The organism is Vreelandella sulfidaeris Esulfide1 (assembly GCF_054072535.1).
Window position 1 is genome coordinate 3,167,533 of sequence record NZ_CM133364.1, and the last position, 24,761, is coordinate 3,192,293.

Below are 24,761 nucleotides of genomic sequence, written 5' to 3' on the forward strand. Positions count from 1 at the left end.
GCACTTTAAGTACTGGCTTTGATGCTTACCGATACTGCCTTAACGTAGCGGTGTTTTGCGCAAATACGGCAGAACTGTTTCGTATTCGCCATATTTCTGCTTAGCATCTTCATTAGAGACACTGGGCGGAATAATCACATCTTGGCCTACCATCCAGTCGGCCGGGGTAGCAACGCCGTGTTTTGCCGTGGTTTGCAGCGCATCCAGGGCGCGTAGAATTTCAGCAAAGTTACGCCCCACGGTCATGGGGTAAGTCATCGAAAGCTTCAACTGCTTATCCGGCCCGATAATAAATACCGAGCGAACCGTCGCGCTATCTGCTGGCGTGCGACCATCAGGTAAGTAGGCGTCTTCAGGCAGCATATCGAAGAGCTTGGAAACAGTCAGACTATCGTCAGCAATGATAGGGAAATTAACATCGCTACCGCATACGTTTTTAATGTCCGTGCCCCAGCGTTTGTGGTCTTCCACGCCGTCTACCGATACACCGATCACCTTGGTACCGCGTTTTTTCCACTCGTCGCTAAGGGTGGCAACGGCGCCAAACTCGGTGGTGCATACCGGTGTGAAGTCTTTGGGATGCGAAAACAGAATTGCCCAGCTATCGCCAATCCAGTCATGAAACCGTATAGGCCCTTGGCTAGTCTCGGCTTCAAAATCAGGCACGACTGCATTGATACGTAATGACATGCTTTCCTCCTTAATGGGCATTGAATACCCTAATACCTTATATGACTTACAACACCCTCACTATAGATCATTCAGTACTAAGACAGCCAGTGGTGGGACAATGTTCACTCTCGTCGCCAAGCGCGTATAAAAGCCTGGCTATCAGAAAGCAGAACGGCGCCCGAAGGCGCCGTTTTAGACCCAAAAAACAGAGCCCCTCTTCTTAGGGATTACTCACCTGTTTTGGCGTCCTTATCTTCCCGCTTAACGCGCTTTAACCACTGCTGCTTCGCGTAGTGGCGCAAATTAGCGACATTATCAGTTTCATCGACAATATCTTGGCCGAGAATGGTTTCGATGATGTCTTCAAGCGTAATCAGGCCCACAAAGGTGCCGTGTTCGTCGTATATCACACGCATATGCAAGTGATCTTTAAGCATCGAAGTAAACACTTGCTCAACATTGTGAGAGATGTCCACGCTACCAATCGGGTGCATCAGTTCGCGCATCGTTTTGGCATCGTCTGCATGGTACATATCGGCTTTATGTACATAGCCAAACGCTTGCTCGCCGTTATCCATTACCGGGAAACGCGTAAAGGGTGCTTTGCCATACTGCTCATCAAACTCTGCCACGGTCATATCGGGCAGCACCGTGATACAAACCGTACGGGGCGTCATGGCCTTGCTCACCAGGATATCGTGCAAGTTGAGCATATTGATAATGGTGCGTGACTCGTCCGCGTCCAGCACTTTTTCTTCCAGACCTACACGAGCTAGCACTTTAATTTCATCACGCAGGTCGACATCGTGCTCTGACTTACCCAGGCGGCGGGTGATCTGCTCTGACATCCAGATAAAAGGCAGCAAGCCAATGATCATCGGTTTTAAAAAGCGTGGCAAAAACGGGGACAACCCACGCCAATACGTCGCGCCAATAGTCTTGGGAATAATCTCCGACAGGATCAGAATCAGCATCGTCATGACCGCCGAGACAATGGCAATAGAGGCCTCGCCAAACACCACTGCCGCTTGGGCACCTACCGCAGTTGCCCCGACGGTATGAGCGATAGTGTTGAGCGTCAAAATAGCCGCAAGTGGCCGGTCGATATTAGCTTTTAAGTGCTTAAGCGAGGCGTGCAACTTAGGATTATCTTCTTTCTGCTTAGCAATATAACTAGGCGTGATCGAAAGAAGCGCTGCTTCAAGGATGGAACATAAGAACGAGAACGCGATTGAAAGGGTAGCAATCGTGATTAAGAGAAACATGAGGGCCTAGAGTGATGGGTTGTCTCTGGTTTATAGGGGCACCAGATAAGGAAGTCAATGGTTATCTATCGCGCACTCGCCGACTCCGTTAACTGTATTTACGTCCTAAGCGGCAACGCGGTGCCAATGGCGATGAAGATGCCGCCACAGGTGCGGTTGAATCCTCGGCCGACGCGCTTTAACCAATGGCGAATTCGGTTGGCCAACTTGGCAAGTAAGCCTTCCACAGCACATTCGATCACGATAAAAGTGCCTGCTAGGACGAAAAACTGCACCACCAGGTTACGCTGTGGGTCGATAAACTGAGGCAGAAAAGCGCTGAAAAACAGCAGCACCTTGGGGTTGGTAACCGATGCCAGAACGCCCTGACGATAAAGCTGCCAGCCGCTCGCTCGGCTTGCATTAACATCGATCTCACCGGTAATGGGCGGCGAGCGCCATACCTGAATACCCAGCCAGACAAGATAGGCCCCACCCAACCATTTTAATACCGTCAGCCAAACGACCGATGTCTTGAGCAGCGCGCCAATGCCAAACATACATAGGGCAATAATCAGCATGAAGCCTGTGGCACCGCCGACGATAGTGAACAGCGTTTTGCGACTACCATGGAGCGCGCCGTGGGTCAGCGCCAACAACCCGTTTGGCCCTGGCGAAAGCGAGAGGCCAATGCAGGCAATCAAGTATAAAAGCCACGTATCCAACAACATATTCATGCCTCGCCCGTGGAAAATGCGACTGTTGTGCTAGCCACCCAGCTTTAGTGAGCGCTTAGCATTCGTTGGTTTCTATTGTGTTGTTTTTTCATTTTGTTGCAGTAATGCCATTAAAAACGCCTCGCTGGATTACCTATCATCCAGGAGGCGTTTGGCTTGCTACGTTCGTACGGTTACAGAACGCTTAAGCGAATACCTCGGTCCACTCGCTGCGCTTGGCCAGCAGATTACGGGCCAGTTCCTGGGCACCTTCCAGGCTGTGGCTAGCGGCCCAGCCGCACTGCATTTCGTTGCAGGCGGGCACTTCGGTCGCGACGAGTACATCGTTCAAGGTTTGTTCGATGATGGTCAGCACGTCGTTATAGTCGTCGTGGTTAATCATCGCAATATAGAAGCCGGTTTGGCAGCCCATGGGGCTGATATCGACCACTTTATCGGTATGATTGCGCGACAGCTCGGCCATCAAATGCTCAAGCGAGTGCAGCGCCGGCATTTCCATGTGGTCTTTATTGGGCTGGCAGATCCGCAGGTCGTATTTGTGAATGCGGTCGCCATGCTGGCCTTCTTTGATGTCGGCTAAACGCACGTACGGGGCTTTTACCTTGGTGTGATCCAGGTTAAAGCTCTCGACGTTCATCTTTTTATCGGTCATGTTGGCTCCTTTTTCCGTGTCGCTTTTCGTTTAGCTAGTTGGCCTATTCTACACGCTAGGGTTATACCTTGGGCGCGTCAAAATTCCATGGCTCATCGGTGTAAACGCACACGTTAGCATCTTCAATATCGCCATCGGGCGATTCAACGTGTTTGGCGAAGAAGTCTTGAATCTCTTTGCGTTGACAGTGCGCTTCAAACTCTTCACGACTGGCCCAGATTTCATGAAAAACAATCGGGTAACCTGTGCCTTGTGCGTAAGGGTTATCAATTTGACGTGTCACGGTGTAATGAATACATGCATCTTCACGATGGGAATTCGGCTCAAGTGACTGAAGCGCTTTAAACACTGCTTCTTCTTTGCCTGGCTTGGGTTTAAAGCCAGCAACGCAGTAAATTTTTTCTGACATGCTCATATCCTAAATCGTTAAGCGTACAACATTATGCGGCTTGTCTAGGCAGGTTACCAACCTAACGAATAATGCGTTCAGCCAGTGCCTCTAAATCTGTGACTGTCTTATCCGGCTCGATACCCCAAGGGTCAAAGGGCGCCTCAGAGCTACGACGTATCCAGGCGCTGCGTAACCCCGCGTGCGTGGCGCCAATCACATCAAATGGATTGCTTGAAACTAACCACGTATGTTCCGGACGCACCTCTAAACGGCTACGCAGATGAGCGTACACGGCAGGGTCGGGCTTGAAGCGTTTTATTTCATCCGCGCTGATAATGTCATCCATGTGGCTCTCAACGCCCGCGCGAGTCAGTAATTTTGCAACGGCGTCGGCAGTGCCGTTCGAAAACGCCACACAACGTATGCCCGCATCGCGCAATTGATCCAACGCTGGAACAACATCGTCAAACGCAGGTAGCTCACCATAAATCGCCATCAGGTGATCTTGGTCGTTATCGGAAAGGCCGGTCTGTAGTGCCCGGTCAACGAAAACCAGCGCTTCGCGGGTGCATTCAGAAAACGGTACATAGGCACCCATCAAGCCATGACGAAAGCTGTACTCAAGCTGCTTCTCGCGCCAACGACGGGCAAATTCGACTGCCTTATCAACATCCGTCAAGCGTCGTTCTAACTCGATTGTCACTCCCTGAGTATCAATCAGCGTGCCGTAAACATCGAAGGCTAATACCGGTTGCATCGTGAGTGTCTCCTTTCAAACATTTGCGCAGTGACTCTGCCTAAGCGTAGCGGGCCCATTAAAAACCTCCACATCCATTGCCTCTTTCAGATCCAGGGAGGCTTGCTAATCAGCACACAAACAATCATGATTATCATTAGCGAATAATGCACCTTATCATTCTATGACAACCACCAGCATGCATCTTTTACTTATCGACGACGACCCTGTTTTAGGCGAGCAGTTAACGTCATTGTTAAGCCAGCAGGGGTACCGTGTAACTCACTGCGTAGACGCAGAAAGCGGCCTATTGCGCGCCCAGGCTGGTGATATCCATTTGCTGCTCTTAGATGTCAGGCTTCCTGGCATGAGTGGTCTCGAGCTATTAGCCACCCTGCGCCAACAGGGGTCACTACCGGTGTTAATGCTTAGCGCTTGCGGTGCGGAAGAGGAGCGCATTCGCGGCCTGCAAAATGGCGCGGATGACTATTTAGCGAAACCTTTCAACCCGATAGAGTTGATCTTACGCATTGAGGCGCTGTTACGTCGTACGATCCAACAGCCAGTCACCCAAACCCAACGGTTAACGTTAGGCACGCTTTCGCTGAACCAAGCAACGGCAGAAATAAATGTCGCGGGTAGCGGTGTGGAGTTAACACCGCTGCAGTTTCGCTTACTGTGGCTGCTGGCCCAGCACCGCGGCCAAACGCTGAGTAAAAGCTATCTTTATCATCGCCTTTTTCAGCGTGAATACAGCTCCTATGACCGCAGCTTGGATATGCACGTCAGCCGGATTCGCCGAAAACTAAGTAGCGCCGGATTTGATGCCCATCGGCTGCAAACCCAACACGGCAAAGGCTACTGCCTGCAATGAAGCAGCGCTTACTGTGGAAGCTTTGCGGCGTCGTCGCAGTGGGCGGCATTACCTTGGTACTCGCCACCTCACTGCTTGAAAAGTGGGCCGAACGACAAATGAGCGTCATCGCCCCACAACACCAGCGCACCCTGGCTGCCTGGGGCGCGAAGGCAGAAGCACTCTACAACGCGGGCGATGAGGAGGCATTGGCGGCGTGGCTTGAGGCACTGCAAGCCCAAGAAGACACCTGGGCGGCCGTGGTTACCTCTAATGTCACACCGCTAGCAGGCGGTACGCTCTCGGCACAATTCCAGGAAGGGTATCGGCTGGGACGATTGATCGAGTGGCCGATACATCTCTATTTTGCCGATAACCCCATCATGGATATCACTTTTGATGGGGGGTATCGCCACTTTTTAATCACCCTACCTCAGCGCATGCGCCCTGGCAGCCATCTAAATACGGTTATTTGGCTCGTAAATGGGCTGATTCCACTTTTAACGCTGCTCGCGATTGCCTGGTTGTTATACCGACACATTATGGGCCCGCTGCGCTACCTGCGTGATGCTACCCAGGCATTGGCTGATGGACAGCCGCACTCGGCGGTCCAGCCCACGCGGCGAGACGATGAACTAGGCGAATTGATAGCCCGTTTTGATGGCATGGCGCTAAAAACCCAAGGCACTATTACTGCTCAGCGCCAGCTGCTCGCCGATCTTTCCCATGAAATTCGCGCGCCACTGACCCGCCTTAGCCTGGCGATCGGCCAAATGAAAGCCACCCCTGACTCACCGCCTCAACTTACCCGCCTGGAGCAGGAGAGTCAGCAAATGCGTCAGTTGGTCAATGACGCCTTGACACTCGTCTGGTTAACCCATGAGTCGCCAACGCTGGGCAGCGATACGTTCGATTTGGTAGACCTGTTGGATGCGCTTATGGATGACGTGCGTTTTGAGTATTCAGAACATCAGTGGCATGTCGAGCTGCCTGATAGCGCACTGCTTGAGAATTCCAGTCAACGAGCGCTAGCCCAAGCGCTGGAAAACCTGCTGCGTAATGCCTGTCATTACTCAAGCTCTGTTTGTCAGACGCCAACGCTCTACCTCTCCCTGCGCCAGCAGAAGGATTACTACCAACTCACCCTGCGCGATAACGGCCCAGGCGTTGAGGAAGCACAGCTTCAACACCTCTTTACACCTTTTTACCGCACCCCGGATGCACGTCAAACGCGCCCCGAGGGCACCGGGCTGGGGCTTGCCCTTGCACTGCGTCAAATCAACGCTGTGCGTGGAGAGATCGCTACGCGCAACCACCCTGAGGGTGGATTGGAACACACTATTTCCCTCCCAAAGGACGCGGCGGACTCGAACGAGATGTAACAGTTGTAAAAACAGTAGCCAGCGGCTCTCGCTCAAACGAGAATAATAATCAAATAGAAAAACATTGGGAGCTTATTCGTTATCATGCCGCATACCGTTCGATTCCTCCGTCATCCCCTTAGCCTGACCGTTGCCGCTTTAATGAGCAGCACAGCGCTTGCTCAGCCAACACAGCCGCTTGATACCGTCCAGGTAGTAGCCGACTCGCTTAATAACAGCGACAGCGTCGTAGAGGCAGACACACTAGAGCGTTACCAAGCAGAGGATCTTGGCGAGATTTTTGACCAAGCCCCGCAAGTCAACGTTGGCGGCTCGCTAGGCATTGCTCAGAAACTTTATGTGCGCGGCGTGGAAGACCCGCTGTTAAACGTGACCATCGACGGCGCTAACCAAAGTGGCAGCCTGTTCCACCACACGGGACGTATCGGCTTAGACCCTGCGTTACTCAAGCGTGTGGAAGTGAGTGCAGGGGCTGGCCGCGCCACCGATGGCCCAGGGGCACTGGGCGGCAGCGTTCGCTTTGTCACCAAAGATCCTGACGACCTGCTGCGCGATGGAGAGCGTTTCGGTGGGCTGATCTCAGCAGGTGTCGGCAGCAACCCAGAGAGCTACCGGGTGAGCACCACGCTATTTGGTCGCTTTAATGACCAGTGGAGCGCGATGGGCACACTGGTAGAGCGCGACCAGCAGCGTTATGAAGATGGCAACGGCAACGAGCAGGCGGGTACCGAGGCCAACCAGCAGTTAGGGCAGCTTAAACTGCTTGGCGACTTCGGTGCTCAGCGCTTTACGCTGAGCCATGAAATACGCCAGGACGAAGGCGAACGTACCCAGCGCCCCCAGTGGGTCATTAGTGGCTTCAACCGCCTTTACTCACTGGATGCCGAGCGCCAAACCAGCACGCTCAACTACGGCCTGCGCCCCCAGGAACAGACATGGTTGGATCTTGATGCCACCCTTTACCACACCACCGCTGATGTGGAGCAAAACGTGGCGGATCGCTGGGGCCGCTACCTTGGTGAGTCTGAGACCACTGGCGTTAGCATCGCTAACACCAGTCGTGTGGGTAATCATCAGGTCACGTATGGCCTCGATTACCGGGATGACGAAGTCACCGCGGGCTATGCCGAGGACCCAACGCAAGAGCGCGAAAGTGGAGAAATCGCCGGTGTCTTTATTCAAGATGACCTGCAGCTCACCGAGACTCTAAGCGTGGGCGTGGGCGCCCGCTATGACCGCTATCGGTTAACCGACAATAGCGGCCTCTCCTATCGGGAGGATGACGTTAGCCCTAATATTGATGCCGAGTGGGCAGTGACCGACAGCGTGACGTTAAGCGCTGGCCATGCTCGCGCCTTTCGCGGCCCTAAAGCCCATGATGCCTTCAAGCTGGAAGGGGCTGCTAATTCGCCCGACCTGCGCGGGGAGCAGGCTCGCAATAGCGAAGTGGCCGCTCGCTTTGAACAAGGGCCATGGCAGCTCAGCGCTGAGCTTTATCGCTCTACCATTGATGATGTAATTGCCGACCCGCTTGGCCGCCCCACGGTGTATCAAAATGTGGGCGATCTTGAGTCCGACGGCTATGTATTGAGCGTTGATTATCAGTGGGAAGCACTCTCGGCGGGATTAAGCTTCCATCACAATGATATCGAACTTAACGGCCAGCCGCTGACCGTTTACGAATACAACGGTATTGGTAACACCATCGGTGACACCTGGGCCGCCCATGTGGATTATCAGGTGAACAACGATTGGCAGATAGGCTGGCGCAGTCAGTTTGTAGAGGGCATTAGCGATTTGGAAACTTCAGTCGGTTCTATTAGCAAACCGGGTTACGGTGTCCATGATGCCTACGTTCGCTGGCTGCCTACCAGCAGCGAGGACTTAGCGCTCACGTTAACCGTCAATAATCTGCTTGATAAGCAGTATCTCGATCATGCCAGCAACGCCGACTTCGAGCATATTCCCGGCTATGAAGGCATTGTGGGGCTGGCCGAGCCAGGTCGTGACGTACGCCTAGGTGTGAACTATCGCTTCTAGAACGCTCTCTTTTCTCACTCTTTATACAACAATGCCCGCTAGGTTAGCGGGCATTGGTGCTTAGCAGGGTCAGCAGTGCTGTTAAACCGTAAAAGCGGCTTCCTGCTGGCCCGTCTTTAGGTCGCCCGAGCGGGTTAACTCATCGGTAACGCGGTCGATGGCGCGTTTGGCGCGGCCAATCATTTCGTCCACTTCACCACGATTGATGGTGAGCGGTGGCGCAAAGCCGAGGATATCGCCTTGTGGCATGGCGCGGGCAATCAGGTTCTCTTCCATCGCGGCTGCCGCCACACGGGGGCCTACTTTCAACGCAGGGTCAAAGTGCAGGCGCTGCTTGGCCTCTGGCGAGAACTCCAGGGCGGCCATTAAGCCAACACCCCGCACATCACCCAGCAGCGGGTGACCTTCAAAGTTAGCCTTTAATTGCTGCTGGAAGTAAGCGCCGGTTTCGGCGGCATTCCCCACTAGGTTTTCGCGCTCGATAATGTCGAGATTAGCCAGCCCTGCCGCACAGCCCAGCGCGTGGCCGGAGTAGGTCCAGCCGTGGCCGATGGGGCCAAACTCGCCGGTGCCCTGCTCAAGCACTTGCCAGACTTTCTCACCGACAATCACGCCAGAAAGCGGCTGATAAGCGCTAGTGAGGCCTTTGGCGATGGTGACCAGGTCAGGCTTCATATTGTAGTGGTGGCTGCCGAAGTCAGAGCCGGTACGGCCAAAGCCACACACCACTTCGTCGGCAATCAGCAGCACGTCGTATTTGGCTAACACGGCTTGAATCGCATCCCAGTAGCCTTCCGGCGGCGGCACGATTCCGCCGGTGCCCAATACCGGCTCGCCGATAAAGGCGGCGACGGTGTCTGGGCCCTCTTCCAGAATCATCGCTTCCAGCTTATTGGCGCAATAAGCAGAGAATTCAAGCTCAGTCATGCCGTGCTGTTCGGCGGCACGCAGGTAGTAGTGTGGCGCTTCGGTATGGCGAATGGTATCAATCGGTAGATCGAAGTGATCGTGAAACGCCTTCAGACCAGTCAGCGAGCCGGAAGCGATACCCGAGCCGTGGTAACCGCGCATGCGTGAAATGACCTTTTTCTTCTGCGGGCGGCCCAGTACGTTGTTGTAGTAGCGCACGATCTTGAGTTGGGTTTCATTGGCATCCGAACCGGACATGCCGTAATACACCTTGGACATGTTCATGCCGGCGATCTTGAGGATACGCTCGGAAAGCTCGATCTGCGGCTCGTTGGAGTGGCCAACATAGGTATGGTAATAAGAGAGTTCGAGCGCCTGCTTGTAGATCGCCTCGGCCACTTCAGTGCGACCGTAGCCAATGTTGACGCAGTAAAGCCCGGCGAAGCCGTCGATAAATTCACGGCCGTCTTTATCCACGATATTGATGCCTTTGCCGCCGGTAATCACACGCCCCGGCGCATCACCGTGGGCAAAATCGCGCAGGTGGGTTGAGGCGTGGAAAGTGACTTTGCGGTCGCGTTCGATCAGATCCTGATGCAAGCTCATAACGTTCTCTCTGTACGATAAACCTTCCCATAGCGGGAAGGATCTTAAAATATTGCAGTCTTTTCGGCTGGTTAGGCACACACGAACACGCTGTAAACCCATCCCTGGGCGCTCGGCTTTTTCATCCCTGAAAAAGACGGTTCGCTTAGTACCTAGCCAGCCTCCCTTAAGATATTTACTCTCTTGACTAGCTACCTGATACCGAGCCAAGCGCACCCAAGCAGTAATATTTCGTTTCAAGGTACTCATCGATACCGGTGGCGCCACCTTCACGGCCAAGGCCGGACTGCTTCACACCGCCGAAGGGTACCGGCGGGCCGGTCATCTTCACCGAGTTGACGCTTACCATGCCGTACTCAAGCGCGCGCATCAGCTTCCAAATGCGACGAATATCATGGGTGTAGATATACGCGGCCAGCCCGTACTCGGTGTCATTCGCCATTTCAATGACTTCATCGTCGGTGCTGTAGGCGGTGATACCGGCCACAGGGGCAAAGTTCTCTTCTCGCCACACTTTCATGTGTGGCGTGACGCCTGTCAGCAACACTGGCATGAAGAAATTCTCGCCGGGTGCCTGGCTTTGATCACCGCCGATCATGGTGGCGCCTTTGGAAATGGCGTCATCGACAATGGCGGCTGCTTTTTCTACCGCCTGACGATGAATCAGCGGGCCCAGGTCTATCTCGCTCTGCAGGCCATTGCCTACGGTGAGTGCCGCCATGCGTTCGGTGAATTGCTCAACAAATTCATCATGGATGGATTCGTGCACCAGGATGCGGTTGGCGGCCAGGCAATCCTGCCCCGCCGTTTGGAACTTGGCGTTTACGGCTGCATAGGCCGCCTCTTTGGGGTCCATATCCGGCCCAACAATAAACGGCGCATTGCCGCCCAGTTCCAACGACAGTCGTTTAACGGTATGCGCGCTCTGTTCAATTAATAGCCGGCCCACGCGAGTAGAGCCTGTAAAGGACAATGCACGGATACGTGATTCTGCGCAGAGAATCTTTGAGACTTCCGCCGGATCGCCCAGCACCACGTTGAAAATGCCTTCAGGAATACCGGCACGCTCGGCAAGCTCCGCCAGCGCCAGCGCTGAAAAGGGCGTTTCATTGGCCGGTTTTATAATTACAGGACAGCCCGCCGCCAGTGCCGCGGCGGCTTTGCGCGTAATCATCGCCAGCGGGAAGTTCCACGGCGTAATCATCGCGGCAATGCCGACCGGCTCTTTAATAGTGCCCAGGGATGCATTAGGAATATGGCTGGGAATGGTCTCGCCGTAGGTACGTTTGCCCTCTTCGGCAAACCAGCGCACGAAGCTGGCCCCGTACTCTACTTCACCGCGAGCATCGGGCAACGGCTTGCCCTGTTCCAGCGTCATGATGGTGGCGAGGTCTTCACGGTTGGCTTGAATCAGGTCATACCAAGCTAGTAAGCGCTCACAGCGCTCGTCGGCGCGCAGTGCCCGCCAGTTTACAAACGCGGCTTCAGCGGCATCCACTGCGGCAGTAATTTGCTCGGCTTCCAATAGCGGGATATGGCCGATCGCTTCATTGGTGGCAGGATCATATACCGCTTCTTCGCGACCACCTTCTCCATGCGTCCATTTACCGTTCACGTAAGCGTACTGACGGAAAAGACGCGGATCTTCCAGGCGCTTGGCGAGCGTGGTCGATAGTGTGGTCATGGAAACCTCCCCTCAAATGCAGTCTGGCTAACCGAGCGCTGCAGTCACTGTGTGGCATTGTCAGCAAGCGCTCTTAAGCCTTGCTATCGAATGCACACAGGTTAACGGAGAGGTGCCACGAAGTGTTTTTGAAAACCGAGGCTTATCGCGCGACTTTTTTTGTCAGCGGACGTTTTGCAGTGCTTTTTTTTGGTGGGTTGGGGCGATGAGTAATGAGAAGAGTGATTTAGAGCACATCGTCAGTATCAATGCCTATCGGCTCGCGCTTCACTGTTTTGGTCACAATATAGGTGTAATAGCGCTCGATACCGGCCTCGGAAACCAGCCACTTATCCATCAGGCGTTGGTAGCTATCGATGGTGCGCGCTTCAAATTTCACTAGATAATCCACGCCACCGCCTACCGCGACGCATTCGGTGACTTCCGGGGTTTGCATCACCAGGGCTTCAAAGCGAGTGAAGCTGTCGGCATTGTGCTGTTTCAGTTCGATCTGCACCCAGACGGGGTTACGCGGCACCAATACGTCGCTATTGATGCGCGCGCTATAGCCTTGAATAACGCCCGCTTTTTCTAACCGTTTTACCCGCTCCCAGCAAGGACTGACAGAGAGATTGATGGCCTCGGCCAGCTTCGACTTGGTGATCCGCCCATCGCGAGAGAGGATATCGAGGATTTTAAGGTCATAGCGGTCAAGTTTCATCATGCCGAGGGCTACGCCTCCAAGCGATCAACAATATCGGCAATCACCGCCAGGGTGTCTCCCATATTGATAAGCGAGGGTGCACGGCGAGCCATCAAAATGCCATCACGCTCGGCTTTATACGCCACCGGGTCGGTGCCGCTGCGCGTTATGTCATACACGTAGGCGATGGTTTGGCCCTTCTTCACTTCTTCTCCCAGCGCCACCAGTAGCTCTAATACGCCTGAATGCTGGCTCTGCACATAGCAGCTGGCATCGGGCATATCGAGATACATCTGCCCGCCTTGCGGCATTTCAACGTCGCCTTGCACCAAGCCGTAGTGGATTAAGAAGTTGCGCACACCCCGCTCGGCAATGGCGATGCTTTGGGGTGTTGAGGTGCCGCCACCGCCCAATTCTGTGGCGACAAAGACTTTACCCTGACGCTCGCAGACAGTGTCGAACAACCGTTCTGCATCGAGTTCAAACATCACCATAGCGTAAGGCGCACCAAAGGCTTTGGCGCCCTCAAGGGCGGACTGCTGCTGCGCTTTGTTATCCAGCACATGGGACGCACCAAACGGCAGGATATCCAGCGTACGGCCGCCGGAGTGCAGGTCGAGCACGACATCCGACATCGGCACCAGTACACGGGTGAAGTAATCGGCTATTTGCGGCGTCACACTACCATTTGGGTCTCCGGGAAAGCTGCGATTGAGGTTGCCTTTATCCATTGGCGAGGTGCGCTTGCCTGCCATCACTGCTGGCGTATTCATGCACGGCACGATGATCACACGCCCTGTTACGTCTTCCGCTTTCAGCGTCGAGGAAAGCTTCAGCAGCGAGGTAATACCCTCGTACTCATCGCCGTGGTTACCGCCGGTCAAAAGTGCCGTAGGGCCGTCACCGTTTTTAACCACGGTCACAGGAATCATCACTGCGCCCCAGGCAGACTTATCGGTAGAGATGGGCAGCTTTAAAAAGCCGTGCTGCACACCATCGGCGTCGTAATCCACGGTGGCGAAAATAGGGCTTGGTCGTAGTTGGCTCGACTGATCGATCATTGGGTATTCCTTTTTATACGGGCGGCTATGTAACAAGCGACTATTTGACGAATAGCTGGCGCGGAAAATTGGCCAGGGTTTCGCAGCCGTCTTCGGTAATCAATATACTTTCGGTAATTTCCAAGCCCCAGTTTTCTTCCCAGAGTCCCGGCATAAAGTGAAACGTCATGCCCGGCTCCAGAATGGTGTCATCGGAGGGGCGTAGGCTCATGGTGCGCTCGCCCCAATCGGGGGGGTAGGAAATACCGATCGGGTAACCACAGCGGGCACCGCCACGGTCAAAACCATACTTATCCATCGCCGCACCCAGCGCCATGGCAATATCCGCCGTGCGGTTGCCAGGCTTGGCGACCGCCAAACCATTTTCGATGCCTTCCAGCAGAGCCGACTCCGCGCGGATAAAGTCGATGGGCGGCGTACCCAGGAAAACCGTACGCGACATCGGCGCATGGTAGCGCTTAAATACCCCGGCAATTTCAAAGAAGGTACCCTCGCCTTTGCGAAACGGTGTGTCATCCCAGGTCAGGTGAGGGGCAGCAGCGTCTTTACCGGTAGGCAGCATGGGAACGATGGCGGGATAGTCACCGCCAAAGACCTTGCCGTTTTCATCCACAAAACCTTCGATGCCAACGCGGTAAATTTCAGAGACTAATTTGCTCTTCGGCAAGCCGGGCTCAATCACTTCCAAAATGCGCGAATGCATGCCTTCCACGATTTTGGCAGCAATGCGCATATAAGCCACTTCTTGGGGCGATTTTATTGCCCGGCACCAGTTCACCAGCGCATTGGCATCCATAAAACGCGCATGGGGCAGCTCGCGTAACAGGCTTAAATACGCCTTGGCAGAGAAGTAATAGTTATCCATCTCCATGCCCACTACGCCCAAGTGCCAGCCGCGATCCGGCATGATCGACTGGGCCAGGTACTCCATGGGATGCATATCCGGGTTCTGTACGTAGTAATCCGGATAATAGGTAATATTGTCGGGATCAATCCAGCAGGTGCGCAGCGCACCGTTGGCGTCCATACGCCGTCCGAACCATACCGGCTCGCCTTCAAGACCCACCAGCACACACTGATGCACATAAAATGACCAACCATCGTAGCCGGTTAGCCAAGCCATATTGGAAGGGTCACTGACGATCAATACGTCAATACCACGACTGGCCATTTCAGCGCGCACTTTCCACAGGCGGTTAGCGTACTCTTCGCGCGTGAAAGGCAGGGAAACCTGAGTCATCGGGCAACTCGCCATTAAAGATCACCAAGAACCAGCGTACTGCCTATAATAGGCACGCAAAGCTGGGCCACAGGATCGACCTGACCACCGCCGCAGCAGGCCTGCCAATGTCGTCTTAAGCCGATACTAGCACCCACCCTTGGTTCACGGTCAAAGGCTTTATGGCAAAAAGTGCATAGAACATCATTATTTAGGCTGAGCAAGCTTATAATTGCTACAGCGGTTACTCTTCCACTCTGTTCAAATCATAGATACATTTTCCCGCTATGAACGTCTGCTGCGGCTGAAGTTTGTTATCGAGTAGTGTCACATCAGCATCGAAGCCGATTGCTAAACGCCCTTTTTGGGCGTGTAAACCGAGGACTCTAGCGACATTGGTGGAAATCAAGCCTAACGCTGACTCAAGAGGCAACACACCTTCACGCACCAAGCGCTGCCAATCTGCAATGAGTGTCGTGTTCCTGGCGACCTTCATTCCCAGGTAGGTCCCCTGGGTATCGAATTCGGGCAAACTGCCGTTGCAGTCGGAACTCATGGTAATGAGTTCAGACGGGACGCCACGCTCGAGTAAGCGAGACACAGCATCAAAACCGGACAGACCGTCACCGGCGTCTTCGAAGGCGGTGACATCGACGCTTGCATTGAACGTTAACGCATAGTCCGCCGCTTCTTCGAGCAAGGCAGGGTGGCGATTCACATGGGTGGGGATCACTTGATCGGCGGGAATCTCGGTCTCGGATAGCAATCTACGCAGCGGTTCCAGCCCCCGCTTGCCGTCGCCGAGATGGAAATGGCAAATACCCCGCTTGCCCGCCAGCATGGCGCCTACGCGGGTATCGCTGACGATCCGTTCGATTTCGTCCTGGCGTGGCTGGCTCGATCGATGATCAGAGATAGCGATTTCGCCCAAACCAATAACTTCGGGTATCCAGGCCAGATCGCGCTGGATATCGCCGGTCAACGTGGGAGGCGGGACGCGATACGCACCGGTGTACATGTAGGCCGATATACCCTCGGCTTTCAGCCCGCGTACCTTGGCCAGCAAGTCCGCCGGGGAACGACTGATGCTGTCGGTGCCCAGCACCCCCACCACCGTGCCGATACCCATCGCGGCTATCTCAAAGGCCGAAATTTCCGGACAGCGCGTACCGCAGCCACCCTCGCCCCCACCGCCGGTGACGTGAACGTGCTGATCGATAAAGGCCGGCACCGCGGTGAGCGTCCGCGCCTCCACAACCCGCACTGGCCAGCCCGCGGGGATCTCGAGGTCACGCCCCAGGGCGGCGATACGGCCATCGGCGATCAGAATATCGTTTGCCTCGAGAGGCTCCGGCGCATAGAGACTGCCGACCCGCAGCAGGGTCAGCAGCCTGTCTTCCCGGGGGTCGGCGGGCATCATGGCGTCTCACCGTCTGGCGTTGTGGCGGCAACCGACCGGAAGCGGCGCCCCCTGATCCGCTCAATGGCGCTATCCACATCGTCGATCAGCAAGACCAGCAGGTCGCCTTCGCTGGCCTCCTCGAAAGCGCGCTCCACGGCCTGCTGCTCTTCCATGATAACCTCCACCCGGCAGGTGCCCGGGACAGACTCAGCGCCTTCGCGCAGCAGGCGGGCGGCGTCACCGGGGGTGCGTCCGCGGGCGTCGGTCTCGTAAATGAAGACCACGTCGTGCATCCGGGCAAGCAGGGTGCCCAGCGTGAACAGGTCCTCGTCGCGGCGGTTGCCAGGGGCGCTGGCGACACTGATCCGTCGGCGGGCAGGAATGCAGCCGACCAGTCCGCTTAAGGCTTCAAGCGCTGGTACATTATGGCCGTAGTCGATCAGCACCTTCATGCCGTCAGCGTCGATGAGGTTGGTGCGGCCGGGGTTCTGGCCCGGCGTGGGGTGGAAGGTCTGCAAGCCCATCTGGATGTCTGCGATCGACAGACCCAGCGCATAGGCGGCGGCACTCGCCGCCAGTGCGTTGGCGACATTGAAGCGCGCATGACCTTCGAAAGTGATCGGCACGTCCACTACCGGGATTACCTCGGCCTCAACATGGCCCTGGCGCATCACGATGCGCTCGTTATGGACGGTAAAAGCGACACCCTGTTCGTGCACATGCTGACGAACAGGGCGGGAGTTAGGGTCCAACGTGAAGAAGATGATCTCACCCCGAGCCCACTGCTGGCCTTCCAACACACGGGGGTCATCGGCATTGAGCACCGCCGTACCGCCCTGGCGGACGGCATCGATCACCACCGTCTTGCAGCGCGCCAGCTCATCAAGCGTGTGGATATCGTGCTCGCCCAGGTGGTCGCTGGCAATGTTAAGCAATACGCCCACGTCGCACTCGTCGAAGCCCAGACCGCGGCGCATGATGCCGCCGCGGGCGACTTCCAATACGGCACACTCGACCGTGGGCTCGCGAAGCACGATCTCTGCCGCATGGGGGCCGCTATAATCGCCGCGCAGGATGACATGATTGTCTATCTCGATGGCTCCAGTGCAGGCCATGCCGACGTTGCGTCCCGCCTGACGCAGCAGGTGCGAGAGCAGCCGCACCGTGGTGGTTTTGCCGTTGGTGCCAGTAACCGCTGCAATGGGAATACGCCCGATTGATTCGCTGTCGGGGAACAGCATGTCGATCACCGGGCGACCCACATCGCGGCACTCCCCGTGGGTAGGCGAAAGGTGCATGCGAAAGCCGGGCCCGGCATTCACTTCAACCACCGCGGCCGATTGTTCCTCGAGGGGCTTCGTCAGGGTTTCGGCGAGCAAATCGATGCCGATGATGTCCAGCCCTACCAGCCGCGCGATGCGCTCAGCTACATAGCGCACTTCCGGGTGGACATCGTCGGTGACGTCCGTCGCCGTGCCCCCGGTGCTAAGGTTTGCCGTGGGCTTGAGAAAAACTATTTCGCCCGCAGGAATCACGCTCTTCAGGCTCAGGTTTTGCTGGCTGATTAGCCGTAGCGACTGCTCGTCCAACTTTATCTGGGTTAGCAGGTTCTCGTGGCCGACCCCGCGGCGCGGGTCGTGATTCTCAGCGTCGACCAGCGCCTGGAGTGTTGCCACCCCGTCGCCCACCACATGGGCCGGACGGCGCCTAGCGGCGGCGACGAGTTTGCCGTCTATGACTAGCAGGCGGTGATCCTCACCGCGAATGTACTGCTCGACAATCACCGATGAATTGCGTTGCGAGGCAATGTTGAAAGCATCACTCAGCGCCTGGTCGTCCTCGACATTGGTGCTCACCCCGCGGCCATGGTTACCGATGACTGGCTTCACCGCCACGGGATAACCAATAGCGTGGACGGCATCCAGCGCCTCGTCGAACGAACTACACACCCGCCCTTGGGGCACTGGAATGCCGGCATCACCTAGGACCTGCTTGGTCCACTCTTTATCGTCGGCGATACCGTAGCTGATAAGGTCTGTATGGCCGGTCACCGTCGCCTGGATGCGCTGCTGGCGGTGGCCGTGACCGAATTGGATATAGCTGTTTTCCTCGCTCAAACGCGTATGGGGAATGCCACGCTGAGTAGCGGCATTGACGATGGCCGCCGTGGAAGGGCCAAGCATGTGGTCGTCACGTACCTGCCTGAGGCGGCCAAGGATGGCCGGCAAATCAATCGCTTCACCGCAAAACAAGCGCTCGACAAGGTCGACTGACTCGACACCGGCGGCCAGTCCGCAGGCCTCATCGCGGTAGCGGTAGACTACGCTGTAAATACCGGGGTCATAGCTGTCAATGGTCTTGCCATAACCCACTGAGAAGCCGATCAAGTTCTGCAGCTCAATGGCAACATGTTCAACGACATGGCCAGCCCAAGTGCCGCGCTCCAGCCGCTCCAGAAAGCCACCTGGGCGACCCACCGAACAGCGGTGCTCCTGCAGGGTCGGCAACAGCGCGGTCAACCGTTCAACGATACCGGGCACAAGGTCGCTCGGCCGCTCCTCAAGTTCACCAATATCGAGGCGCATAAAAATGGCCGGATAGCGACTGAAGTAGTTCGGGCCGCGTAGAGCCCGATGTTCAAGAATATTCATCGCCCCACCGCGAGCATGGCGTCAAGTTCGTGGGGGACGAGATAGCGTCGAGCCTCAACGTCAAAGCCGTGGCCGCTAACCAGCGCATGGAAGATCATATGCTCGACGGCCACGGGTTCCCCCATGGCGAGGTCGGCAATGTTTGAACTCGCCAGATCCCGGCTATCGATAAGGATGACATGTCCTGAACCGATGGCTTCAATAATGCCGTGGGGGTGAATAATCACCGCAGCGTCCTCACCCAAGCCCACCCCCAGGTGTTCGGGGTTGCTGGCGCCGACCTCCATCAGCCGTGTGAAGCGCCCGCGCTCGAGAAAGTGGCTATCGATGATCAGGTCATCGACGAAACCCAGGCCGAAGGTCAGGTTAACGCCCCCTTTGCGCAGGGCATCAGCGGCAGCACCGTTGTAGATCATGGTGCCCGGCATGGCCGCTGCGCCCGCGCTGGTTCCGGCCACCACGGCCCCGTCCTGCAAGCGTTGGCGGATGGCCTTCAACACCGGCGAGCCGCCCAGCACATTGGTCAGGCGCAGCTGATCACCGCCAGTAAAGAAAATGAGGCCGCTTTGCTCGATCAAACTCACCGTTTCAGCATCAGTTGCCGCCTTTCGGTCCTGGATACCCAGCGAATGAACGTGACGTGCACCCAGGCGTAGGAAGGCTGCTTCGTATTCGGGTAGAACCTCGTCGGAGATACTGCTAGCCGTGGCGATGACCGCGACCTCCTGATCACCCTCAGGAGCTAGGGAAAAGGCCTTCTTGAGAATTTCAAGGTCAGAGGTTCTGTCCTCTGCACCGCCGATGGCCACGAGGTGACCGGATGCCGAAAAAATGGGAGAGGCCATATCCCTTTCGTCGCCTAGCGACGCTTTTGAGGGACACTGAATCATTACCGATAGCGGCAATAATGTCGTATCGCGTGATTTTTAATCTAGCTTTTCACTTGTAACAGTTCAGTTATAACAGTTGGAAACTTCCCCTGCCAGATTAATAAAGGTTCCTCGGCCTGACGAAACATCTCCTGCAGAGCAGCCCCTTTCCTGCTCTCTTACGTATTAGCCAAGCGTGGCAATGTTAAGCCGCTATACTTCGAAAAGCAGCCTTTCCTCACGCCTAGCCTGTCGATCAGTCCAGGCAAGCCTTCATCCCCTGTCTGATGCCCCTTGCATCTGGGTAAGGAGTGCTGAGAAGACCGCGCTTTCGCCAGGAGGCGATCATGAGCAATCGGAATATTTTTGTTGTCGGGCTGGATGAAGTTAATCGTCAACGTCTTGCACATTTACGCGGGGCTGAACACTACCGGTTCCATGGCGTGATCGAACCAGCAGAGGTCAATGATACGGACATCTTTCCTATCGAAGACATGCTGGCCAGAGCCGAAACCCAGCTGAAAGCCTTTGGTGAGCCTATCGATGCCATCGTGGGCTATATGGATTTCCCCGTCTCGACCATGCTACCGCTACTTTGTGAGCGACTGGGCACGCCTTCGACCAGTCTTGAAAGTTTACTAAAATGCGAACACAAGTACTGGAGTCGGCTCGTTCAGAAGGAAGTGATCGCCGATTATATACCGCGCTTTACCGCCTTTGACCCTTTCGATTCTCAGGCGCTTGCGCATATAGGGGAAGCGGGGCTGTATTTCCCCTTCTTCGTCAAACCCATCAAGTCGTCAGGCTCACGGCTGGGCTTTCGTATCGAAAGCCCCGAAGATTTCGCCCACGCCGTCGAGCGTTTGTGTGAAGGCATCGGGACGATTTCAGAGCCCTTTAACTACGTGCTGGAACACGCCAACCTGCCTGATAACGTACGCTCAGTCGATGGTGGCTACTGTATGGCGGAAGAGATCATCGGCGGCTGGCAATGTACCGTCGAGGGCTACGTCTTCCAGGGTGATGTTGTCCCGTATGGCATTGTCGATTCGATTCGCTATCCGCAGGTGCTGAGTTTTTTCTACTATCGCTATCCGTCGCGCCTTCCCGATGCCATTCAAACTAAGATGCAGGATCTTACGCGTCAGATCATGGCCCATATTGGCTATGACAATGCGGCTTTCAACATCGAATACTTCTGGGACGAAGTGCAGGATCGCATCTGGCTGCTGGAGATCAATACCCGCGTGGCACAATCGCATTGCGACCTGTTCGAAAAAGTCGATGGAATCAGCCACCAACAAGTCACGGTGGATCTGGCGTTAGGGCAGTTACCCGATATGCCTTTTCGAGAGGGGGCATTCAAGGTGGCTGCAAAATTCTTCTACCGAGTGTTCTTCACCGACGCCACCATCAGTCAGGTCCCCAGTGCCGAGGAGATCGAAGCGCTACAGCAGGCTTTCCCCGGCACCGTAATCACACTTCAGGTCGAGGCCGGTATGCGCTTATCCTCCCTGCCTGAGCAAGACAGCTATAGTTATGCCATGGCTTACGTGTGGATGGGGGCAGAGGATGACCTCTCGCTTGAAGAGAACTATGCGCGACTTGCCGAGCAGCTACATTTCGGCTTCGAGGATATCGTCGGCTGAGCGTTGTTTTACTCATTAAGGAGCAGAGCCATGCATATCGTCAGCGACTTCACCCGCAACGTGCAGGAGGAAGAAGACTGGATCATGCTGGCAGATGGCTGCCGACTGGCCATCCGTATCTGGCGCCCGGTGGATGCCGAGAGCGACCCGGTACCGGCCATTCTTGAATACCTGCCCTATCGTAAGAGAGACCTGACGGCGATTCGCGACGCGCAGACGCACGCCTATTGGGCTGGCCACGGTTACGCCGGGGTGCGCGTTGATATGCGTGGCAGCGGCGAGTCGGACGGCGTGCTGACTGACGAATATTTACAACAGGAACTCGACGATGGCGTCGAAATTTTGCAATGGCTAGGCAAACAGCCCTGGTGTACCGGCAATGTCGGCATGATCGGCATTTCCTGGGGCGGGTTTAATGGCCTTCAGATCGCGGCACTACAGCCACCCGAGCTCAAGGCCGTTATTACGCTGTGCTCAACTGACGATCGCTATGCCGATGATGTCCACCACATGGGTGGCTGCCTGCTGGGCGATAACCTATCGTGGGCCTCGACCATGTTCGATGCCAACACTTGTCCACCCGACCCGCAATTGGTCGGTGAACGCTGGCGGGAGATGTGGATGGAGCGCCTGGAGCATAGCGGGCTTTGGCTGGCGACATGGCTCCAACATCAGCGCCGCGACGACTATTGGAAGCATGGTTCAGTCTGTGAGGATTTCTCACGCATTCGCTGCCCTGTGTATGCCGTTAGCGGCTGGGCCGATGGTTACTGCAATGCTGTATTTCGGTTGCTCGCGGGACTCGACGTGCCTCGTAAAGGCTTGGTGGGTCCCTGGTCGCATAAGTATCCCCACCTTGGCGTTCCGGGCCCAGCCATCGGTTTTTTGCAGGAATCGCTGCGCTGGTGGGACTATTGGTTGAAAGGCCAGGAAACGGGCATCATGGACGAGCCCATGCTGCGCGTATGGATGCAGGATTCCGTTCCGCCATCGGCCCGTTACGAGGAACGACCAGGGCGCTGGATTGCCGAACCGAGCTGGCCATCACCGCATATCGAACCACAGCACTTCCGTCTCACCAGTGGCCATGACTTGCTGCCTGTACCCCAGGGGCCAGCGGCGCTTGTATCTGACGACGATACGCCTCTTACTGTTCGTTCGCCGCTATCAGTAGGCCTGTTTGCTGGCAAGTGGTGTTCTTATAACGCGCCACCGGATCTGCCTCACGATCAACGCGACGAGGACGGCGGTTCACTGATCTTCCAGACGGCCCGGCTTGATCGGGACATCGAGATTTGCGGACAACCAGTAGTGGAGCTCGACATAGAAGCCGATCAGCCGGTGGCGATGGTAGCAGTTCGGCTCAGCGATATTGCCGACGACGACAAAGCGACCCGGATTTCCTATGGTCTGCTCAACCTGACACACCGTGATAGTGATGAATTCCCTCAGCCTCTTGAGTCTGGTAAACGTTATCGTGTTCGGGTACTGCTTAAACACATCGCGCAGAAATTTCCTACGGGCCACGCTATGCGGCTCTCGCTCTCAACCAGTTACTGGCCGCTAGCCTGGCCGTCGCCCGTCCCCGTCAAGCTGACCGTACATCCTGCTGGCTGTCAGTTAATCCTGCCAAGCCGTGAGCCCCGGCCTCAGGAAGAAGCAGCGCTGACCCCATTTGGCGAGCCGGAAGGCGCACCGCCACTCGCCGTGACTCTGTTGCAGCCCAGCCAAGAATCGTGGCGAGTGATACGCGACCTGGCCCAGGATCAAACCACGCTTGAAGTCATCAATGACGAAGGCACCTTCCGTCTTGATGCTATCGATCTAGAACTCTCGTCACGGGTGACTGAGCGCTATACCTATGCCTACGGGAACTACAACAGCCTCAGCGGCTGGACCGAGTGGGAGCGTAGTTTCCGACGCGGCGACTGGGAAGTACGCAGCATGACCCGTACGTTGATGACATCCAACGCCACAAGCTTTCGCTTGCGGGCGACCATGGATGCCTACGAAGGCGATAGCCGCATATATTCCAAGAGCTGGGACGAAGAGATTCCACGCGACCTTGTTTGAGCGCAGTTCTGCGGGAACATTGTTAATATCTTTCGTGAGAGAAGGTGTGACAAAAAAGATGCTAACGCGCTAATTTACGAGGCAAACAAGAGGAGGCATGCTAGCTAATCATTGTTAAACCACTTGCAGCCGTCTTTTACGCTCCTCATCATAGCCGACATGAATAACCACCTTAGCGGGAGACAAACAATGAAAATTGTCGTGCATATTGATGAGGCTGCGCAGTGGCAAGAGGCGCTTTCTGATGCGTTACCCCAGGCGACCGTCGTCACCAGCGATGCATCAGCGGATGAGCGCAAAAATGCTGACTACCTCGCCATTTGGAAAGCTCCCGCCCATTTACTGCAAGAGCAAACTCAGCTAAAAGGCATCATCAACTTAGGCGCTGGAGTGGATTATCTACTGAAAACGCCAGGGCTTCCTCGCGACGTCCCTATCGTAAAGTTACGTGATGCGGGCATGGGCGAGCTAATGGCCGATTACGTCCTCTATGGTGTATTGCACTTCTATCGCAGCATGGACCGTTACCTGACTCAGCAACAGAGCGCCACGTGGCAGCCACAAGAGGTAGTGGATAAATCCCAGTGGCCAGTCGGTGTATTAGGCCTCGGTGCGATTGGCGGCTATGTAGCCAGCGCCTTGCAGCAAGCTGGCTTCCCTGTGTTGGGCTGGAGCCGCTCTCCCAAACAGATTAACGGCGTACAATGCTTTCACGGCGATGATGGGCTAACCGAATTGCTTGGCCAAGTGCAAAGCCTGATCACTATTCTGCCTGACACAGCGGCCACTAAACACATTCTCAATGCCGAACGGCTTGCCCAACTGCCCAAAGGCGCTAGTGTGATTAACCCAGGCCGTGGCAGTTTGATTGATGAGCAAGCGCTGTTGCATGCGCTGGGCAGCACTGACCAGCCGGGCCACTTGCGTGGTGCCCTGCTGGATGTATTTCATGAGGAACCGCTACCCACGAACAATCCGCTTTGGCAGCATCCAAAAGTGATTGTCACCCCGCATATGGCCGCCCCTACTCCGCTGAATGATGCCATCGACCAAGTAATTTCCTATCTGCATGCCTTTGAATCGGGTGAGAAACTTTCCACCGTTAACCCGGACGCAGGCTACTGACGCTAATCCCCGCCTCGGCTATACTCGTGTGCTGGGAACCAAGTGCTGGCTAAAGGCTCTTAGGAAGACACCAATTTTAGAGGAAACGCCCTTGGTCACTATTTTCGCACGACGGCTTGGCCGT

20 protein-coding genes are annotated in these 24,761 nt (G+C 55.6%); 6 read left to right on the forward strand and 14 right to left on the reverse strand.

Features of this window, described 5'->3' with window-relative positions; translation table 11 throughout:
- Positions 1–39 precede the first annotated feature (39 nt).
- The 6 genes from ACW44H_RS14835 to ACW44H_RS14860 form a co-directional block, all read right to left on the reverse strand.
- The gene (locus tag ACW44H_RS14835) at positions 40–690 is read right to left on the reverse strand and encodes a peroxiredoxin (RefSeq protein ID WP_113269141.1); all 651 of its coding nucleotides are present in this window, start codon (positions 688–690) and stop codon (positions 40–42) included.
- A gap of 209 nt (positions 691–899) precedes the next feature.
- Complete coding sequence (locus tag ACW44H_RS14840) at positions 900–1,937, reverse strand: CNNM domain-containing protein (protein ID WP_457505301.1); 1,038 nt, start codon at positions 1,935–1,937, stop codon at positions 900–902.
- Positions 1,938–2,035: 98 nt separating this feature from the next.
- On the reverse strand, positions 2,036–2,653 hold the full coding sequence (locus ACW44H_RS14845; protein WP_457505302.1) for a LysE family translocator: 618 nt from the start codon (positions 2,651–2,653) through the stop codon (positions 2,036–2,038).
- 184 nt (positions 2,654–2,837) lie between these two features.
- Positions 2,838–3,305 (reverse strand): S-ribosylhomocysteine lyase, encoded by a 468-nt coding sequence (locus tag ACW44H_RS14850; RefSeq protein ID WP_113269139.1) that lies wholly within the window; start codon positions 3,303–3,305, stop codon positions 2,838–2,840.
- Positions 3,306–3,366: 61 nt separating this feature from the next.
- Positions 3,367–3,714: a putative quinol monooxygenase gene (locus tag ACW44H_RS14855; RefSeq protein WP_113269138.1), complete on the reverse strand. Its 348-nt coding sequence runs from the start codon at positions 3,712–3,714 to the stop codon at positions 3,367–3,369.
- Between the two features lie 61 nt (positions 3,715–3,775).
- Positions 3,776–4,453 (reverse strand): haloacid dehalogenase type II, encoded by a 678-nt coding sequence (locus ACW44H_RS14860; protein WP_457505303.1) that lies wholly within the window; start codon positions 4,451–4,453, stop codon positions 3,776–3,778.
- A 178-nt stretch (positions 4,454–4,631) separates the two neighbouring features.
- Between ACW44H_RS14860 and ACW44H_RS14865 the strand changes: the two genes are divergently transcribed.
- The 3 genes from ACW44H_RS14865 (at position 4,632) to ACW44H_RS14875 (ending at position 8,707) form a co-directional block, all read left to right on the forward strand.
- Entirely contained in the window at positions 4,632–5,306 is a 675-nt protein-coding gene (locus ACW44H_RS14865; RefSeq protein WP_457505305.1) for a response regulator transcription factor, read from the forward strand.
- Positions 5,303–6,667, forward strand: a complete 1,365-nt coding sequence (locus tag ACW44H_RS14870; protein WP_457505307.1) for a histidine kinase sensor domain-containing protein — start codon at positions 5,303–5,305, stop codon at positions 6,665–6,667. The genes ACW44H_RS14865 and ACW44H_RS14870 overlap by 4 nt, the downstream gene beginning before the upstream one ends.
- 84 nt (positions 6,668–6,751) lie before the next feature.
- Positions 6,752–8,707: a TonB-dependent receptor domain-containing protein gene (locus ACW44H_RS14875; RefSeq protein WP_457505308.1), complete on the forward strand. Its 1,956-nt coding sequence runs from the start codon at positions 6,752–6,754 to the stop codon at positions 8,705–8,707.
- An 81-nt stretch (positions 8,708–8,788) separates the two neighbouring features.
- On the opposite strand, the gene ACW44H_RS14880 is transcribed toward ACW44H_RS14875, so the two are convergent.
- The 8 genes from ACW44H_RS14880 to ACW44H_RS14915 form a co-directional block, all read right to left on the reverse strand.
- A complete protein-coding gene (locus tag ACW44H_RS14880; protein WP_113269133.1) occupies positions 8,789–10,222 on the reverse strand; it encodes an aspartate aminotransferase family protein in 1,434 nt (477 codons plus the stop codon).
- 187 nt (positions 10,223–10,409) lie between these two features.
- Positions 10,410–11,906, reverse strand: coding sequence for an NAD-dependent succinate-semialdehyde dehydrogenase (locus ACW44H_RS14885; protein WP_457505309.1), 1,497 nt, complete (start codon positions 11,904–11,906; stop codon positions 10,410–10,412).
- Positions 11,907–12,132: 226 nt separating this feature from the next.
- Positions 12,133–12,609: an Lrp/AsnC family transcriptional regulator gene (locus ACW44H_RS14890; RefSeq protein ID WP_457505311.1), complete on the reverse strand. Its 477-nt coding sequence runs from the start codon at positions 12,607–12,609 to the stop codon at positions 12,133–12,135.
- A gap of 8 nt (positions 12,610–12,617) precedes the next feature.
- Positions 12,618–13,649: a N(2)-acetyl-L-2,4-diaminobutanoate deacetylase DoeB gene (gene doeB / locus ACW44H_RS14895; protein WP_457505313.1), complete on the reverse strand. Its 1,032-nt coding sequence runs from the start codon at positions 13,647–13,649 to the stop codon at positions 12,618–12,620.
- Positions 13,650–13,689: 40 nt separating this feature from the next.
- Positions 13,690–14,889 (reverse strand): ectoine hydrolase DoeA, encoded by a 1,200-nt coding sequence (doeA, locus tag ACW44H_RS14900; RefSeq protein ID WP_457505315.1) that lies wholly within the window; start codon positions 14,887–14,889, stop codon positions 13,690–13,692.
- 223 nt (positions 14,890–15,112) lie between these two features.
- Positions 15,113–16,288 (reverse strand): beta-aspartyl-peptidase, encoded by a 1,176-nt coding sequence (iadA, locus tag ACW44H_RS14905; RefSeq protein ID WP_457505316.1) that lies wholly within the window; start codon positions 16,286–16,288, stop codon positions 15,113–15,115.
- Entirely contained in the window at positions 16,285–18,921 is a 2,637-nt protein-coding gene (cphA, locus tag ACW44H_RS14910) for a cyanophycin synthetase (protein WP_457505317.1), read from the reverse strand. Before cphA ends, iadA begins: the two co-directional genes overlap by 4 nt.
- Positions 18,918–19,766: a cyanophycinase gene (locus ACW44H_RS14915; protein ID WP_241524578.1), complete on the reverse strand. Its 849-nt coding sequence runs from the start codon at positions 19,764–19,766 to the stop codon at positions 18,918–18,920. The genes cphA and ACW44H_RS14915 overlap by 4 nt, the downstream gene beginning before the upstream one ends.
- A gap of 371 nt (positions 19,767–20,137) precedes the next feature.
- Between ACW44H_RS14915 and ACW44H_RS14920 the strand changes: the two genes are divergently transcribed.
- From ACW44H_RS14920 to ACW44H_RS14930, 3 genes are all read left to right on the forward strand, one after another.
- A complete protein-coding gene (locus ACW44H_RS14920) occupies positions 20,138–21,439 on the forward strand; it encodes an ATP-grasp domain-containing protein (RefSeq protein WP_113269126.1) in 1,302 nt (433 codons plus the stop codon).
- Positions 21,440–21,469: 30 nt separating this feature from the next.
- The gene (locus ACW44H_RS14925) at positions 21,470–23,512 is read left to right on the forward strand and encodes a CocE/NonD family hydrolase (protein WP_457505318.1); all 2,043 of its coding nucleotides are present in this window, start codon (positions 21,470–21,472) and stop codon (positions 23,510–23,512) included.
- 189 nt (positions 23,513–23,701) lie between these two features.
- Positions 23,702–24,637, forward strand: coding sequence for a 2-hydroxyacid dehydrogenase (locus tag ACW44H_RS14930; RefSeq protein WP_457505319.1), 936 nt, complete (start codon positions 23,702–23,704; stop codon positions 24,635–24,637).
- Positions 24,638–24,761 lie beyond the last annotated feature (124 nt).